Source organism: Polaribacter sp. IC066, assembly GCF_007997085.1.
Taxonomy (GTDB): Bacteria; Bacteroidota; Bacteroidia; order Flavobacteriales; family Flavobacteriaceae; genus Polaribacter.
Genome location: NZ_VORR01000049.1, coordinates 1 through 18,222 on the forward strand (window position 1 = coordinate 1; position 18,222 = coordinate 18,222).

16 protein-coding genes are annotated in these 18,222 nt (G+C 32.0%); 3 read left to right on the forward strand and 13 right to left on the reverse strand.

What is annotated here, in order from left to right; translation table 11 throughout:
* Positions 1–118: 118 nt before the first annotated feature.
* Positions 119–535: a hypothetical protein gene (locus ES044_RS14495; protein ID WP_147120100.1), complete on the reverse strand. Its 417-nt coding sequence runs from the start codon at positions 533–535 to the stop codon at positions 119–121.
* 412 nt (positions 536–947) lie between these two features.
* Between ES044_RS14495 and ES044_RS14500 the strand changes: the two genes are divergently transcribed.
* A complete protein-coding gene (locus tag ES044_RS14500) occupies positions 948–1,850 on the forward strand; it encodes a YihY/virulence factor BrkB family protein (RefSeq protein WP_147120099.1) in 903 nt (300 codons plus the stop codon).
* Positions 1,851–1,968: 118 nt separating this feature from the next.
* Here ES044_RS14500 and ES044_RS14505 read toward each other — a convergent pair whose 3' ends face one another.
* The 5 genes from ES044_RS14505 to ES044_RS14525 all read right to left on the reverse strand — a co-directional run bounded on the left by ES044_RS14505 (position 1,969) and on the right by ES044_RS14525 (position 8,552).
* Entirely contained in the window at positions 1,969–2,154 is a 186-nt protein-coding gene (locus ES044_RS14505; RefSeq protein ID WP_018943475.1) for a DUF2892 domain-containing protein, read from the reverse strand.
* A gap of 19 nt (positions 2,155–2,173) precedes the next feature.
* Positions 2,174–2,479: a hypothetical protein gene (locus ES044_RS14510; protein ID WP_018943474.1), complete on the reverse strand. Its 306-nt coding sequence runs from the start codon at positions 2,477–2,479 to the stop codon at positions 2,174–2,176.
* 216 nt (positions 2,480–2,695) lie between these two features.
* Complete coding sequence (locus ES044_RS14515) at positions 2,696–5,890, reverse strand: efflux RND transporter permease subunit (protein WP_147120098.1); 3,195 nt, start codon at positions 5,888–5,890, stop codon at positions 2,696–2,698.
* A gap of 184 nt (positions 5,891–6,074) precedes the next feature.
* Complete coding sequence (locus ES044_RS14520; RefSeq protein WP_147120097.1) at positions 6,075–7,154, reverse strand: efflux RND transporter periplasmic adaptor subunit; 1,080 nt, start codon at positions 7,152–7,154, stop codon at positions 6,075–6,077.
* A gap of 87 nt (positions 7,155–7,241) precedes the next feature.
* A complete protein-coding gene (locus ES044_RS14525; RefSeq protein WP_147120096.1) occupies positions 7,242–8,552 on the reverse strand; it encodes a TolC family protein in 1,311 nt (436 codons plus the stop codon).
* A 369-nt stretch (positions 8,553–8,921) separates the two neighbouring features.
* Between ES044_RS14525 and ES044_RS14530 the strand changes: the two genes are divergently transcribed.
* Both ES044_RS14530 and ES044_RS14535 read left to right on the forward strand, forming a co-directional pair.
* Complete coding sequence (locus tag ES044_RS14530; protein ID WP_147120095.1) at positions 8,922–9,317, forward strand: hypothetical protein; 396 nt, start codon at positions 8,922–8,924, stop codon at positions 9,315–9,317.
* Positions 9,318–9,385: 68 nt separating this feature from the next.
* Positions 9,386–11,470: a TonB-dependent receptor domain-containing protein gene (locus tag ES044_RS14535; protein ID WP_147187334.1), complete on the forward strand. Its 2,085-nt coding sequence runs from the start codon at positions 9,386–9,388 to the stop codon at positions 11,468–11,470.
* A gap of 63 nt (positions 11,471–11,533) precedes the next feature.
* On the opposite strand, the gene ES044_RS18625 is transcribed toward ES044_RS14535, so the two are convergent.
* From ES044_RS18625 to ES044_RS14565, 7 genes are all read right to left on the reverse strand, one after another.
* Positions 11,534–11,695, reverse strand: coding sequence for a hypothetical protein (locus ES044_RS18625; protein WP_189663306.1), 162 nt, complete (start codon positions 11,693–11,695; stop codon positions 11,534–11,536).
* Positions 11,696–11,768: 73 nt separating this feature from the next.
* Positions 11,769–13,226 (reverse strand): NAD(P)/FAD-dependent oxidoreductase, encoded by a 1,458-nt coding sequence (locus tag ES044_RS14540; RefSeq protein WP_147120093.1) that lies wholly within the window; start codon positions 13,224–13,226, stop codon positions 11,769–11,771.
* Positions 13,227–13,761: 535 nt separating this feature from the next.
* Positions 13,762–14,886 carry an ABC transporter permease gene (locus tag ES044_RS14545; protein WP_147120092.1) on the reverse strand — a complete coding sequence of 375 codons (1,125 nt, stop codon included), beginning with the start codon at positions 14,884–14,886 and terminating at the stop codon, positions 13,762–13,764.
* A 34-nt stretch (positions 14,887–14,920) separates the two neighbouring features.
* Positions 14,921–16,027, reverse strand: coding sequence for an ABC transporter permease (locus tag ES044_RS14550; RefSeq protein ID WP_147120091.1), 1,107 nt, complete (start codon positions 16,025–16,027; stop codon positions 14,921–14,923).
* Positions 16,028–16,153: 126 nt separating this feature from the next.
* On the reverse strand, positions 16,154–16,882 hold the full coding sequence (locus tag ES044_RS14555) for an ABC transporter ATP-binding protein (RefSeq protein ID WP_147120090.1): 729 nt from the start codon (positions 16,880–16,882) through the stop codon (positions 16,154–16,156).
* Positions 16,882–17,784 carry an ABC transporter ATP-binding protein gene (locus ES044_RS14560; RefSeq protein WP_147120089.1) on the reverse strand — a complete coding sequence of 301 codons (903 nt, stop codon included), beginning with the start codon at positions 17,782–17,784 and terminating at the stop codon, positions 16,882–16,884. The genes ES044_RS14555 and ES044_RS14560 overlap by 1 nt, the downstream gene beginning before the upstream one ends.
* Positions 17,785–18,222 carry a hypothetical protein gene (locus ES044_RS14565; protein WP_147120088.1) on the reverse strand — a complete coding sequence of 146 codons (438 nt, stop codon included), beginning with the start codon at positions 18,220–18,222 and terminating at the stop codon, positions 17,785–17,787.

Below are 18,222 nucleotides of genomic sequence, written 5' to 3' on the forward strand. Positions count from 1 at the left end.
ATATTCTTTGCAATTTTTATCTGTTTTAAACCGTTCAGTAAACTCTAAAAGGTTTTGTCCTGTAAATAAATCCATAATCACCCTATTTTATTGACTTACAAGATATGAAATTATCTACTTACCTCAAAAAATTAAAACTACCAGAAACCGTGTTTATTGCGAAATTTATGCTTGTAAATTCTATATTTCCTCTGCTAGAAGTTGCGTTCATTGTAGACCAAACATCTGAAGAGACTGCATTATTTTTACTAGATGAGGCCACATTATTTTCACCTTCAAAACTAAAAGAGCCAATCTCAAAATCATCAACCTTTAAAGTAATAATTTCTTTGGTTTCAGGTATTGTAGCGCTTATAAATATGCTTACATTGTCTGTTGTAAAACTTGCGTTTTCTGTAGAAAAAAGAACACCATCAATCGTAACTAAAAAACTTACTTCAGTATTTTGAGTTGTAGGAAATACAATACCATCTTCTTGACAAGAGCTACATACCAAAACAGCAAGTAATATTAAATAAAATGCTTTAAATCTCATAGTTAAAAATAAACAACAAAAATAAATATTAATTGTCCAACTAATTATTAATACCGTAATTAATGCGTTTTAATTTACTGAAAGCGAAATAAACTTAATAAAAAAGAGGCTTAAGAGGCTTCTTGCAATACAATATGAGGACATCTTTTACAGTTAATTCCCTTTTTTTTGTACTTATTACAGCACTTATTTTTTGGCTTTATACAATTTGATGAACAACTATTTTCAAAAATAGATGGGTTTGATAATGTTACTACGGGCTTCTGTGAAGTATAAAAAACAATCATAAGGTATAAATATAATGCAAATATATAAGTTTATTTAGAATAAATAAAAATAGTATTGTTAAAATTATTTGCAAAATTTTTATTCTACTTTTCGTTAATTTTCCTTTTCTGTACTTTTGCAACGTATGAAGAAACCAGAAGAAAAAACGACTAAAGTAAAATTTAAACTAACTCATTTACCAAACCTGTTATTCGTTAGTGCAAAATCTTGGTTTAATGACAGTCCGTTTAACAAGGCAGCTATCATAGCGTACTATGCCATTTTATCATTACCAGCTTTAATTATTATTATTTTTAATTTGGTAGGTGCTATTTGGGGTCGTGAAATTGTTGAAGGCGAGATATTAACGGAAATATCGAAAGCAATTGGTGCTGAAACCGCAGAGGCTATTAAAGACATGATGGTTAATAACGGAAATAAAAAGACTTCTATTTTTGCAACAACAATCGGTATTGCTACTTTAATCTATGGTTCTACAGGAGTATTCTTTCAAATTCAGAATGTTTTAGACTCCATTTGGGAAGCAGAACCAAGGTTTAAAAATGGAGTTTTAGAAACGGTTTTCGGACGCTTAAAAAGTTTTGGTTTTATTCTGATCATCGTTTTTTTATTGCTATCTAGCCTTATTTTAACTTCTTTATTAAGTGCTTTTGGCGAAAATTTAAAACTAATTCTTTCAGATAAATTAGTCAATTCTATCTTTACCCTCGATATTTTTATTTCTTTAGCAGCCATCTACTTTATTTTTGCTGCTATGTTTAAAATTTTACCAAATGCAGATGTTCCTTGGAAAGCTGTTAGAATTGGAGCACTGTTAACCTCTTTTCTTTTTGTTGCTGGTAAATATTTGTTAGCAATTTACTTTAGAGAGTTAGAGCCAGGTTCTACCTACGGCGCTGCAGGTTCTATGATTTTGGTAATGCTATGGGTTTCTTACACGAGTTTAATTCTGTTTTATGGTGCTCATTTTACCAGAGCATATTCCCAAAAATATCTTTTACATCAGCCGGAAAAAATTCTTGATTAGATTTATTTTTTTCACTAATTCGACAAAGCAATAAAAACGTGCTAAAGAACGTTAATTTTAAAAAATTGAAAAGAGGTTACCTCTAAACCGAAGCAACCTCTTTTTCTACTGGGAAAAACTATTTTTTAACACCTAACTTCATCAAAATAGTTTCTAACAAGCACCATTTTGTAAATGCAGACTGAATTAGATTCACGCCTATAAAGACGCCAAACCACATCCAATTTTGATGCACAAAATACGTGAGCGCAATACTTAATAACACCATTACTCCTACAATCACTCTAAAATATTTAGTTAACATTATCTATTTTTTTTTTAATTTATATAAATCTTTCTACTGGAACAACAATCGCTTTGATAGGATTGTTTGTTTCTAAATTTTGATTAAACTCTTTTATCAACCTAAACAAGTCATCTATATTTTTATCTTCTGTAAAAGAGAAAAACATACTCGATTCTGCTCCAAATTTCTCTCCAGAAAACCAATTAGAGGTATTTAAAAGGGTAGTTTTATTTTTATGTCCGTCGATTTCTGAACTGCTAAAATTTTCAATATGTGCATTTTTAAAGAGTTTTAAAATAGCTGCTTGATACTCTTCTACTGCTGTAACGATTACTAGTTTCATGTTTGTTTGTTTTTTGTTTCTCAAAATTCCGCTGATTATCACAGATTTTTAAAATCCTTATCTGCGCTAATCTGTGAAATACGTGAGACCATTATCAACTGTTTTTTTGTTTCCCGCAGACTTCGCAGATCATCGCAGATTTTTATACTTCTTTTCTACAGAAATCTTTGAAATCTTGGAGATCTTGGAGATCTACGAGATAATTATTAAAAACTACTACTTATAATTTTTCTTCTCTATCATATAATAGACCAATGGCACAACCAACAAAGTCAAAAACGTAGATACAATCGTTCCGCCCATTAATGAAATTGCCAATCCTTGAAAAATTGGATCAAATAGAATTACAAATGCTCCAATAACGACCGTTCCTGCAGTTAATAAAATTGGCGTTGTTCTTACCGCCCCAGCTTCTATTGCTGCTTGTTTAAGCGGAACACCATCTGCCAATCTTAAATTGATAAAATCTATCAACAAAACAGAATTTCGCACCATAATTCCGGCCAAAGCAATCATTCCAATAAATGAAGTTGCTGTAAAAAATGCGCCCATAATCCAATGCCCTAAAACAATTCCTATTAATGATAATGGCACTGCCACCATCATTACAATAGGTGCTTTAAAGTTTTGAAACCACCCAACAATTAAAATATAAATCAAGATTAGTGCTCCTAAAAATGCAATGCCTAAATCTCTAAAAACTTCTAATGTAATTTGCCATTCGCCATCCCACTTTACCGTATAATCGTCTTCATATTTTGGCTGACCCAAATACATTTCGTTTAATTTGTAGCCTTCAGGGAGCTTTATTTGTTTCAATTTCTCCTCCATTCCTAAAATTGCGTATGCCGGACTTTCTAATTCTCCCGCCATATCTGCCATCACATAAACCACACGTTTTTGATTTTTACGATAAATACTTTTCTCGGCAATTGTTTCTTTCACTTCCACTAAATCTGCAATCGGAATTAAATTTCCTTGTTTCGATTTTACTTTTAATTGAGAAATATCAGAAATGGTAGACTTTTCTTTTTCGGCTAACGTTAAAACCAAACCAACCTGATGTACCGCTTTTTCATCATACAAATTTGTAATTGGATTATTTGACAAAGCCATATTCATGGTATAGGCAATTTGTTGCGGGGTAACTCCGAACAACATTGCTTTTTCCTTATCTATTTCAAATTGATATTCTTTTTGATCGGCTTCTACCATCCAATCGATATCGACTACATCATCTGTATTTTTTAAAATATTTTTAACGCCATTTGCAATTTTTATCTGCTCCTTATAATCTGGCCCATAAACCTCTGCAACAATAGTAGATAAAACTGGCGGTCCTGGCGGAACTTCTACCAACTTTACATTCGCATTATGTTTTGCCGCAATTTTCTGTATTTCTGGTCTTAATAATTTTGCAATTCCGTGACTTTGAAGCTCTCGTTCTGCTTTATCAATCAAGTTTACTTGAATATCTGCCATATTAGATCCACCACGTAAATCATAATGACGTACCAAACCATTAAACGTAATCGGTGCAGAAGTACCAATATAATTTTGATAGTTCATAACATCTGGTCTTGTAGATAAATACTGCGCAATTTCTTGGGTAACAACACCTGTTCTCTCTAGTGTTGTGCCTTCTGGCATATCTATTACAATCTGAAACTCGTTTTTATTATCAAAAGGCAACATTTTTACAACCACAGAATTGGTGAAAAATAAAACCATAGTTGCCATCAATACAACAAATGTTCCTCCTAGAAATAGCCACCTCTTTTTACTATTTTCTAATAAAGGTCTTTCAACCTTGTTGTAAATCTTATAAATAAAAGTTTCTTCCAATGGTTTTTCAACTTTTTCTTCAGCTCCTTTTTTATCTTTCTCTTTCAAGAAAACATATCCTAAATAAGGCGTAATTGTTAATGCTACAAACAATGACAAAATCATTGCAATAGAGGCTCCAATTGGCATTGGCGCCATATAAGGCCCCATTAAACCAGACACAAAAGCCATTGGTAACACAGAGGCAATAACTGTAAATGTTGCTAAAATTGTAGGATTCCCAACTTCATTAATAGCATACAAAGCAGCTTGTTTAAATGGCAAGCGTTTCATTTTAAAATGCCTGTGCATATTTTCTGCTATAATAATAGAATCATCTACCACAATACCCGTTACAAATACCAATGCAAACAAGGTAATTCTGTTTAGCGTATAATCTAACATATAGTAACTTAACAAGGTTAAAGCAAAGGTAATTGGCACCGATAAGAACACTACCAAACCACCACGCCAACCCATAGCTAGCATTACCACCAAAGTTACTGCAATGATAGAACCGATTAAGTGTAACAATAATTCTGAAACTTTATGAGAAGCAGATTCTCCGTAATTTCTAGTAACTTCTACATGCACATTATCCGGAATTAAAGTAGTCTGTAAATGGGCTACTTTAGCCAATATAGCTTCCGCAATTTTCATCGCATCTGCACCTTTTCTTTTGGCTACAGAAATGGTTACTGCCGGATATTCTGAAGTGTAGGTTTTAGACTTCTCACTTGCTTGTCCGAAACCTAAAGACACGTAATTTTGAGGAATTTCTGGTCCATCAACAATCGTCGAAATCTGTTTTAAATAAATAGGTCTATTCTGTTGTACACCCACCACTAAATTTTCTACATCGCCAACAGATGCCAAAAAATTACCCGTACTTACTAAAAACTCTGTGTCATTTTTATCAAAACTTCCTGAACTTAATTGGGTATTATTGGCTTTTATCATTTGAGAAACCGACAAAAAATCCAATCCGCTAGCGGCCAATTTATCTTTGTCTAAAACCACTCTTAATTGGCGATCTCTTCCGCCAATTTTATGTGTAATAGAAACATCGTTTACTTTCTTAATTTCATTTTCTAGCTCTTGCGCCATTTGACTTAATTGATAATCACTGTAGTTCTCACTCCACAAAGTCAATCCCAACATGGGCACATCATCAATAGCTCGCGTTTTAACCAAAGGAAACGTAACGCCCTCCGGCATTTGATCCATGTGTTTGTTAATTTCATTATACAATTTCACAAACGAGCGTTCAATATCTTCGCCCACATAAAACTGCACAATGACCATAGCTTTTTCATTCATAGCGGTAGAATACACGTACTCTACACCTTTAATATTCGAAATTAATTTCTCTAAAGGTTTTACAACTCTCGTTTCTACTTCTGTAGGACTTGCACCTGGATACCCGACAAAAATATCTGCCATAGGTACATCTATTTGTGGCTCTTCTTCTCTTGGTATTAAAAACGAAGCATACACACCAATCACCATAAAAACGATCATTAGAAGTATTGTCAATTTTGAGCCAATAAAGACTTTGGCAATTTTTCCTGCTAAACCTTCTTTCATTTTATTTTATTTTTTTGGGCGTTTTAACAGGCTATCCGTTTCAATCTTTTTTTGCCATATATGGCAGCAAAAAAAGCATTTCCACTTCTACCTGCCTGCCGACAGGCAGGTCCTTAACGCGATAATTCTTGACTATTATTTTATATTGATGACAACTTTTTAAGAAAACTGAAACTGCAAACCACTACTGAACATTTATTTTTACTCCGTTAAATAATTTCCCTTCTGCAGAAAAGATGTACGATTCATCGGCGTTTAAACCCGATAAAACCTCCACTTTATTTCCATACGTTCTTCCTAAACGCAACCAACGCAAAATGGCTGTATTACTTTGGCTTACGGTATAAACGCCCGATAATTGCCCCTTTGTTATAATTGCATCTTCAAGAATTAAAACCAATCCAGCTGCTCCTTTAGTTTCTACTGGAAACTGAACCGTAGAAAACATGCCAGATAAAATAGATACATCCGTTTTTTCTAAAACTATTTTTACTAAATATTGTCCTCCAGTATTTTTAGCAGAAGTACTTACTGCGCTCACGGTACCTTTTAATGTTTTATCAATAGACTTTACTAAAACAGCAACCGATGTTCCTTTCTTAATTTGTGAAATTTCTGTTTCAGGAACCATCGCTACTGCTTCAAAATCGTTAGGAACTTCGATACTAATTAAAGGCGTCCCTGGATTTGCCATATCGCCATTTTCTATATGTTTACTCGTAATTACGCCAGAAAATGGAGCTGTAATATTTGCATATGCAAATTGTGCATTCACTTCGTTTTTCATTTGAGTTGCGCCCTCTAAACCTGCTTTTGCTATTTTATAATTAGCCGTCATATCATCCATTTCTTTTTGAGTGATACTAGCGCTCTCGAACAAATTTTTAAAACGATTGTAATTTTTATCTGCATTGTTAAAAGCAGTTTTTGCTTTCGTAACTTCTGCAGTTACTTGTGCCTTTTTTGCTTGTAAAGCATCATTATCAATAGAAACTAACAACTGACCTTTTTGTATTTTATCACCAACATTTACATGTACTTTAGTAACATAGCCCATCATTCTAGTGCTTACATCTGCACTACTAGCGGCTTGTATTTTTCCGCTTACAGCTAAAAATTGCCTACTGCTATTTAAGCTAACTTTACTCACTTTTACGCTGATCGCTGGCGTAGTATCTTTAGATATTTCTTTGTTTTCACTTTTACAACTAGTCATCAATAAGGATACTGTTGTTAGCGTTAATAGGAATATGTATTTTTTCATTTGTCTTATTTTTTTATAAATACCTACAAGGTTTTTGAAACCTTGCAGGATAATCTTATTTACGTTAGTTTGTTACTGAAAACTGTTTCAGTTCTTTGTTAAAAACTCTAAATAGGTTTGTGTAAAATTATATTCGAAAATTGTTTGGTAATATTCTAATTGCTTTTGCGCAAATTGAGTTTCCGCCGTTAATAAATCATCCGTTTTTTCTAAACCTTCTTTAAACCTATTTTTTCTAATTCTTAATGATTCTTTAGATTGCTCAACTGCTAAATTGGTTAATTCTAACCTATTTTTTGCATCTACTAATTGTCGTTTTACTTTGTTTAATTCTAAATTACTTTTAGATACGTATTGATTGTACTCTAATTTAGATTTCTCAAATACTGCTTTACTTTCTTGTTCTTTTCCAAAACGTTTTGAGCCCTGAAAAATATCCCAACTTAATTGCGCTCCCACCACATAACCACTTGCGTCTCCTCGAAAAATCGTATTGTCATACATTTCATAACTTCCGAAGGCATTTAAACGCGGTAAAAAAGCCATTTTATCAGCTTTATTCATTTCTTCATAGGCTTTAGAAGCAAACTGCATCGCCTTAATATCAGCTCTATTTTCAGAAATATTTTTTTCTTCGTCATTAAAAGTAGTTAAGAACAAACTATCTTTTGGCTCATAAATAACCCCACTTTTATCATCCATTAAAAAAGATAAATAATTAGATGCATTTTGCACATTACTTTTTGCAGTTTGCAATTGACTTTTTACTTCTGTTACTCGTATTTCAATGCTTAAAACATCTGCTCGTTGCAAATAGCCTTGTTTAAAACTGTTTTCTGCCATCACTTTATTTGCTTCAGAAGCCTGTAAAGCTTTTTCTAAAACTGCAACACCTTTATACGCTAACTGCAACTGCATGTATCCTTTTTCAACTTCAAACACCAAATAATCTTTTGTACGTTCATGTTTTAAAGACATCGCTTCCATGCTAGACTTTGCTGCTTTTCTTTGATAAAAACCATCCAAATTAATTAAGGGCTGTTCTATTTTTATAACTGTGGCAAAATTTTGAGTTTGTGCAGGGTTATTTAATAAAGTAGGATTGAAATCATTTTGAACCAAGATTCCTTGATTTAATTTAGACCCAAATGCCATTAAAGGATTTGTGGTGGAAATACCTGTATAGCTTGCCGTAATATTGGGTAAATAAACTGCCTTTGTTTGATTAAATTCTGCCGTTGCTTTTTCAAAAACTTTCTCTGAAATTTTTAAGGCTAAATTACCTTCAGATATTTTAGCTAAAACATCAGACTTACTAATTAAATAGGTTTCTTGTGCATCTAAATGTGCCGAGATCAAGAACAGAATTATAGGAATACTTTTAATAATATTTTTCATTTATATCCTTTTTGTTACTGCAAAATTAGGTTGAATAAAGAACCCTATGAGTAACATTAGTTACCAAACAAAAAGCACTTAATTAAATGTTTTTAAGCGTTCCTTATCAGTCTTGGGATAAAATTTAGTGTGCCAAAATTTTTTATAATAACAATCTTTGTTCTAAAAATTTTCGTGATCCTATTAATTGCTCAATTTTATGAATATTTTTTACTTACTCTTTTTTATGACAATCATTATTTTTAATATTGAGAATCTACTAGCGAAAAGTTTTGTCAATAAAACTTTTTTTAGGTAACTAATGTTACAGGAGCGAGAAAACTTATCTCGTTATATTTGTAGACTTAAAGCACTTAAAAAAATAAAAATTTGATTTTAATTACAAAAAATAGAGCCTTTTTAACTTCTCTTATCTTAAGCTGTCTTTTATTGTTTAATACTTTAAAAATTTCTTTTACGTACTTATATTATCATATAGATCCGGTTGGTTTTGTAGAAGCTTTGTGCGAAAATAAAGACAAACCAGAACTTGCCTGTAATGGTAAATGTCATCTAAAAAAAGTAATTTCAAGTTCTTCAAATTCAGAAAAAGAACCTATTCAATTAATTGATTTGAAAAAGATTATTTTGTACAATACCATGCAAACAAGGTATTCTGTTCCGTTGACAAAAAACAACAACTCACTTCCCTATAAATATCTAAACGACTATCAGTATTTAGTGGTTAGTTCTTGCTTTCATCCGCCGCAGGATTCATTTTTATAGCACATAAAATTTTCTCTTATAAAAAACTATAAGAGCATACAATCTTATAAAAAACTAAAAATTTAAAAATGAAAACAATTTTTAGTGTGCTTATATGCGCACTTATTTATACAGCCTCTTTTTCTCAAGAAAAGAAAGGTACTAAAAAAGACAGCCTAAAAAGAGTACCGCTCGACGAAGTTATTATTACTGGAAAATTAAAAACAGATCCCATTCATACAATGGTTTCTAACACTTATGATAAGAAGGTTGTTCAGCCCAAAAATGTTGCAGACCTTTTTAACAATATAAATGGGTTTTCTGTAATAAAGAGAGGTAATTACGCCATCGATCCTACTTTTAGAGGAAATCATTACGAGCAATTAAATATACAATATGATGGCGGAACAAAAGCCATGCACGCTTGCCCAAATAGAATGGACCCTATAACTACCCACATTATTCCTGAAGAAGTTTCTAAAATAGAAATTATAAAAGGACCTTATACGGTTCGTTATGGAGCCACTTTTGGCGGAATTGTAAATTTGGTTACTAAAAAACCAAATTACTTTGAAAACGGACTTCATGGTAAATTTTCATCTGGTTATGAAACGAACGGAAATTCTTTTGTAAACATGGCACAGCTGCAATATATCAAAGATAAATATGATGTTGTAGGAAACTTTGGGTATCGAAACTTCGGAAATTATGAAGATGGTGATGGTGCAGAAATTCCGTCTTCTTTCTCAAGTACAGATTATGGAGTAAAAATGGGGTATAACTTTAAAGATAACGAGCGTTTACAATTTCATTGGCGCCAATCTTTTGGTAGAGATGTTTTACATGCTGGTTTGCCAATGGATACAGAATATGATAATAGCAGTATTGCTTCTTTAGACTACAAAAAATCGAACTTAAAAGGAACACTAAAAAGTATTTCTGGTAAAGCATACTATAGTTTTGTAGATCATTTAATGACAAATATAAAAAGACCCTCTTTTTTGATGACAGAAGCATCTTCTGCCGTTAATGCAACTACAGCGGGTGGTAAAGTTGAATTAAATTGGCAACCTTCTAATAATTTAGATATTTTCACAGGAGTTGATGCCTTACTAATAAACAGAGACGGAGCTAGAATGCGTTTGGTAAAAGTAATAAATGGTGCTCTTTTACCAACGCCAGAGGAGTTTAACGACAAAGTTTGGCAGAATTCTTATGTAAATGATTTTGGGGTATTTACAGAGGTAAAATGGTTCATGAAAGAAAAGACCTTGTTTACTGCCGGGATAAGATACGATATGGTCATTGCTGATATTTTAGATCCAGATGCAGATTTTGCAGCGATGTATAATTTAAGCCAAAGAATAGAAAACAATATCAGCGGAACGGTTTCTTTGAAAAAAGTAGTTTCGAACAAATTAACTTTTGAAGCTGCTTTTGGCAGAGGTGTGCGCTCTGCAAATATGATTGAACGCTATATTAGTCATTTTAATGTTGGCCAAGACCCTTATGAATACATTGGAAACCCCAACTTAAAAGCAGAGGTAAACAATCAGTTTGAAATTGGTTTTACTGCAAACAACAACAAAAAGAGTATTAAATATGCTGCCTCTATTTATTATTCTGATTTAAAGAATTTTATTGTAGGCATCGTAGATTCAACTAAAACAAGAAAATTTATGCCTGCTGTAGAACCTGTAAATCCAAAAGTTTTTAGAAATTTAAACAACGCATATAGAACGGGTTTTGAGGCTTCTTTTGAAACTAATATTACAGAAGACTATTATATAAAATCTCAAATGTCTTACGTGTATGCAAGAAACAAAGATTTGGATGAATCTTTACCGTTAACGCCGCCTTTTAATGCTAAAGTTATTCTTGGTGTAAATAAACCTACATATTGGGCAAATTTGCAATATAATAGTACAAGTACTCAAAATGAAATTGCGCCTAGTTTTGGCGAAACAAACACCGAAGGTTACCAAACTATAGATCTTCGTTTTGGTTTTAAGCCTTTTAAAAATGCAAATCTTGGGTTTGCAGCTATTAATATTTTTGATAAAACATACAACAATCACCTAAATTTTAGTTTTACAAACCAGGCAGATTTTGGAAGAGTTCCTATAAACGAACCCGGAAGAAATATGACTGCATTTTTTCAGTATACTTTTTAAACAAAAAATCGGGCATTAAAAATTTTAATGCCCGATTTAAAAATTAACTAACTAACTAACTAACTAACTAACTAACTTACTTACTTTACTTTTTACTTCGCGAGTTCCTCCATGACCTCCTGCCACAACGACCATTATTTTAATACTTAAATAAATAAATTTAAAAAACTGAATAATAGGATTCATCATTTTAAATCGTTGATATTTTGATATTCTCTGTGTCATAATTGTATGTTTTTTATTCAGGACTTTAGATTTTTACCTTTACCCCTATTCTCTATATTTTGAAGTCTCATTTCTATTCAGGAATCAACCACCAAAACGGACGCATTTTAGCTTTATAAATGAAAGCATAATGCAATGCTAGTTTTAACCAGTGACCGGCCAAACCAATTTCTCCAAAGGTTTTTCCCAATTGTCTACCTTGCGTTTTTGGGTATTTTTCATAATCTGGCACAATTGGGTAGGTTGTTATACTAACGCCACTTCCTTGGGTTATTCCAAATCCTGCAGAAGCAATACAAGCAGCTCCCATATTTCCTAAACTTCCTTTATGATGTGCAGTATCTTTTCCACTTTTTATAGAATCTATAATATTATCTGCTACTAGTTTTGCAGTAATACCAGAAGGCATGCCTGTTCTAGGTGGTGCAGGGAAAATAGCTGTTCCGTTTTTACTCTTTCTTGGTTTAGAAATTGCGTGCGGCGGCGCAAATGCGATGCCTGGCGCAAAAATATTTTGATAACTTGGGTTTTGATAAGTTTCTGGCCAATCTTTTACAGACCAATCTTCATAAGGTTTTGAGGTGTAATCTGCATCAACAATCATAAAACCTTTAAATAACTTACTAGTTACATCTTCATTATTTTTATCGAATGCTTTAAATCCATGACCAGAAAAAGAGGGAATTAACATGGCAAAATCATACTTTTCTTTTTTATGTTCTCCATCTAAATTTTCATAATATGCAATACCGTTTTCAATTTTATCAACGCCTACGCCTAAAATCCATTTGATGTCTCTATCTTCAAAAATCATTCCTACCATCTCGCTAGATTTCATGGTCATACTGCCATAACTCAACAACATACCATCCATTCCAAAATCACCTAATTGATATTCATTGGAAATCCATGTAACCTCTGCCATATCTCGTACTTTATGACGACGCAATTCTTGTTCTACATTTAAAATATACTCAAAAGCAGCCCCTTGACATGTAGCTTTTGCATGACCAGTACCAATTAAAATCTTCACTTTTTTACCTTGTTTCATTTGTTGAATTAAATCATTCAACCCTTCCCAAGCGTGGTCTGCGTGTGTATATGTACAAACTGAATAGGTTTTATTTAGACCTGGAGTTAATCCTTCTGTGGCTTCAAAATTTAATTTTGGACCGGTAGCATTAATTAAATAATCGTACGTTACTTTTTCTTGCTGCCCTTTCTTTTCTCCAACAACATATTCTGCTAAAATATATGGTTTCTGTTCCGTTTTATCTCCCTCTGGATGAAAAGTAATTGCTTTGGCTTGTTTATACCTTATACCTTTCTTTTTATACAATGGCGCTAACGGAAATAAAATTTCTTTAGATTTCATTCTACCAACACCTACCCAAATATTAGAAGGAATCCATTGATAATTGCTGTTTGGAGAAACTACGAGTACTTCATGTTCTTTAGAAAGTTTTCTTCTTAGATGCGAAGCTGCTACGTGACCGGAAATCCCTGCTCCTAAAATGACGATTTTAGACATTTTTTTTATGATTTATTAGTTGAAATTAGTTTAGAAATTAAGCGCAACAAATAACCTATATCAATTTCATTTTCATATAAATAGAAAGCCCTAATTATACCGTAAAGATTGTATTATTATAAGAAATATACAGTAACCTTTGTTACACGGCATCTGTTTTAATGAAAAAAAATATATTTAAGTTGAATACGCTATTTTTCTAAAAATTAACTGTTTATGCCCGATTACGAAATCTGTAAAACTATATTTTTAATATTTTTTTTCTATAGCATGCGCATTACTTTTTAATATCATAAGATAGTCACCAAAAGAAAATTTCATCAAATCTAAAGGCGTTGTTTGCAACCAAATGACCTTTTTTATGGACACAGTTTCCAACTTTTTTCCTAAAACATCATACACATCTATAGTAATTCGTTCGGTCTTCAAAATAAAAACAAGAATCCTACAAAATAATTTTTAATCCTAATTTGTGTTTATTCTCTAAATTTTAAAAATAACAAAAACTAAAAAGGATGTCTTATGGTATACTGCATTAATTTGTCTTCTTATAACTCCAAACGGCTAATCCATTCATTACAAGAGCAAAAAGTAATGTTTTTAGTAACTGCGGAAGAATATCTGTAAAACCAGAACCTTTCAACATTACCATGCGCATTACTTGCACAAAATATTTTATCGGATTAAATTCTGTAACTATCTGTGCCCATTTTGGCATACTTTGAATTGGCGTAAATAGCCCACTCATCAAAATAAAAATAACGGTAAAAAACCAAGCAATAAACATGGCTTGCTGTTGCGTATCTGTAAAATTTGAAATAAATAAACCAATCCCTAAAATAACCAAAATATAAATTGAAGTATATAAATACATTAATGGTAAACTACCTACAATAGGTACATTAAAAATAAGTTTTGCAATAATTAATCCAACAGTTAATAAGCCTAATCCAATTATCCAAAACGGAAAAAGTTTTCCAATAATAAACTGACTTTTCTTAATCGGCGTTACATTAATTTGCTCTAAAGTTCCAATTTCTTTTTCCCTTACAATGTTCATCCCAGAAAGAAAAAGTGTAATCATGGTGACCAATAACACCAATATACCGGGAACCATAAACGTTTTATAATTTAGAGTTTTGTTGAACCAAAATGAAGGAATTGTCATAATATTTACAGCTTCAATTTTTGGCGAATCTGAAGCTTGCATTAAATCTACCAACAAATTCTTATGAAAGCTTTGTACAATTTGTGTTACATACACACTTTCTAAACCGGCCGCAGCGCCATCAATTGCATTTATAGTAACACCTAAATTGGTGCGTTTTTCCTTTTGTAAATCTCGTTCAAAATAAGAGGGAATTTCTAAAACAACATCAACTTCTCCATTTAACATGGCTTGGCTTGCTACTTTTTCTGAACCAAAATCTGTTAAAACATTAAAATAAGTAGAAGCATTAAATTTTTCTATCAATGCGCTGGATGTTGAAGTATGATCATGATCTACATACCCAAACTTTATGTTTTTAACATCGAAAGTTGAGGCGTTAGATAAAATTATCAACTGAATTAAAGGCAGCACAAAAATGATTGGTAGCATTCCCTTATTTCTGAAAATTTGCTTGAACTCTTTTTGTATGATGTATAATATTATTTTCATATTTTTGACTGCTTACTGAACACTGCTAACTCTTTTACTCCAATCTAATTTTATATTTCTTAACACTCAACCCAATAAAAAAGACAGCCATTCCCAATAAAATTAAAGTTTCTTTCCACACATATTGCAATCCAACCCCTTTTAACATAATTGATTTAAGAATGATAATAAACCATTTTGCCGGAATAATATTACTAATTATTTGCAATGGTAAAGGCATGCTTGCAATGGGAAAAATAAATCCTGATAATAATATTACGGGTAGCATTAATCCCATTAAAGAAATCATCATTGCTGTCTGTTGTGTTGCAGAAATTGTTGATATTAAAATACCCAATGCCAATGCCGTAATAATAAATAAAACACTTTCCATTGCTAATAAAAACAAACTTCCTTGTACTGGCATTTTAAAAATAAAGATGCTCAAAACAACAATAACAATCGCATTAATGATAGATAGAAAAATATACGGAAACACTTTACCAACAATTACTTGAATGGGTTTTAATGGCGATACTAATAAAATCTCCATCGTTCCTAATTCCTTTTCTCTGGTGATAGAAATAGAAGTCATCATTGCAGAAACCAGCATTAAAATGATTGTCATAACCCCCGGAACAAACATGTACACGCTTTTTAATTCCGGATTATAAACCATGTGTGTTTGTGATACAATTTGATAAACCTGTGCACTACTTTTATTTTGTTCTTTTAAATAATTTTGAAGAATTGCATTTACATAATTACTAATCGTATTGGCCGTATTTGGATCTGTAGCATCTGTAATTACCTGTATCTTCGCATTATTTTCTTTGATGAGATTCTTACTAAAATCTTTTTCAAAATTCAACACTGCTTTTACTTTTCCTTTTTTAAAAACAGCTTCAATATCATCTTCTTTTTCTATAAATTGATGGATACTAAAGTATTTTGAAGCAGCTATTTTATTAATAATTTCTTTTGTGGCTGCATCTTTTGAATGATCTAAAATTGCAATATCTACATTATTTATTTCATTTGTAATTGCAAAACCGAACAACAAAATTTGGGCAATTGGCATTCCGAAAAGAATAAACAAGGAGCGCTTATCTCTAAATATATGATAGAATTCCTTTTTTATAAAACCTATAAATCTTTTCATTTGATGTTTTTATTTTTCTCCCGCAGATTTCGCAAATATGCGCAGATTTTTTAGGTGATTACTAAATATTTATTTTCTGCGTGAATCTGCAAAATCTGCGGGAAACCTTTTTTCTGCTAGAAAATATTACCCTCGCGCTAATTTTAAAAACACATCATTCATATTGTCTACCTTAAACCGTTCTTTTAACTTTTTCGGAGTATCTAAAGCTTCTATTTTACCATTCACCATAATAGAAACACGATCGCAATATTCTGCCTCATCCATATAATGTGTAGTTACAAAAACGGTTGTTCCTTGGTGTGATGCTTTATAAATAAGCTCCCAAAACTGACGCCTTGTAATTGGATCTACGCCACCCGTTGGTTCATCTAAAAAAACAATTTTTGGGTCATGTATTAATGACACAGAAAAAGATAATTTTTGTTTCCAGCCTAAAGGTAAAGAGCCTACTAATTTATTTGCCACATTTTCTAAACCCAATTCATCGATCAAAATAGCCGCCTTTGATTTTATTTTTTCTCTTGATAAGCCGTAAATTCCCCCAAAAAAGGTGATGTTTTCTCTTACCGTTAAATCATCATACAAAGCAAATTTCTGACTCATATAACCAATGGTTTTTTTAATTTGTTCGGGTTGTGTGTTTACATCAAACCCTGCAACAGTAGCTTTACCAGAAGTTGGAGTAGAAATACCAATCAACATTTTCATCGCTGTAGTTTTCCCGGCGCCATTGGCCCCTAAAAAACCAAATATCTCTCCTTTTTTAACATCAAACGTAATGGCATTTACAGCTGTAAAATCTCCAAACATTTTAGTTAATCCTGCTACTTTTATAACGTTGTTATTTTCCATTATTTTGATAATTCCATAAAGGTATCCTCAATTGTTGCTGTGGTTCTTTCTATTATAATATTCGTTAAGTTTTTAGACTCTAAAAACACTTTCAGTTCCGTTGGATTAAAATCTGGTCTACAATCTGTGTAATGTACAAATTCGCCAAAAGGATATACACTGTGATTGTGTTTATACTCTTTTAAACTATTGATTAACTCAAACATATTATTCGCACTTAGGTTATAAATTGCCTTTGAATATTTTTTCACAATTGCTTCTGGTGTCGCTATCTCTAAAATTTGTCCGTCTTGAATTAAAGCAATTCTATCACACAAAGCAGCCTCATCCATATAGGGTGTGGAAACCAAAATTGTGATATTTTTTCCTTGCAAACGCTTCAACATTTCCCAAAATTCTTTTCTCGAAACGGGGTCAACTCCAGTTGTGGGTTCATCCAAAAACAGCACTTTTGGCTTATGAATCAAAGCACAACACAAAGCCAATTTTTGTTTCATTCCGCCAGAGAGCTTCCCGGCCCTTCTATTTTTAAAAGGTTCTATTTGAATATAAATATCCTTTATTAAATCATAATTTTCTTCGAGTGTTGTTCCAAAAATAGTAGCAAAGAATTGTAAGTTTTCTTGAACCGTTAAATCTTGATACAAAGAAAATTTCCCTGGCATATAACCAACGTTTTTTCGGATGCTTTTATAATCGGTAATTACATCAAAACCAGCAATACTTGCTGCACCTTTATTAGCGATTAAGAGCGTTGTTAAAATTCTGAAAAGTGTTGTTTTACCAGCGCCATCAGGCCCAATTAAACCAAAAATCTCATCAGATTTTACATTAAAAGAGATGTTCTGAAGCGCTTTTACTTTTTTGTACGATTTTGATATGTTAGAAACAATGATGCTCATTTATTCAAAATAATTTGAATACTCATTAATATTTTCCTCAATACTTTGTTTTAATTTTGACGCCTCTTCAATTGTTTTTACTGCGGAAAGCGCCTCAATTTTAGCGATTAATGGCAATAGCCAAACATGTAAATTATCGTGTGAGGCTCCTTTCATCGTGCAATTTTTTAACACGTAATTTTTATCGAAATTAAGTTGTTTCGCCAACTCATAATACTCAACTAATGAATTAGTATTATGCATTTTAATACTATTTTTCATTTTTAAGACACCTTCATTCGTTTCTGAATTGGCCTCCCATTTATTACTGTCATTTAATTCAATTTCTCTTATCCAAGTATTGGAATGCAAGGTACTTACCTCAATGGTATCTTGCTTTTTACTCTCTTTGCAACTTGCAAAAGCGAATAGAATTAATGTAAAAACTATAGGTTTCAT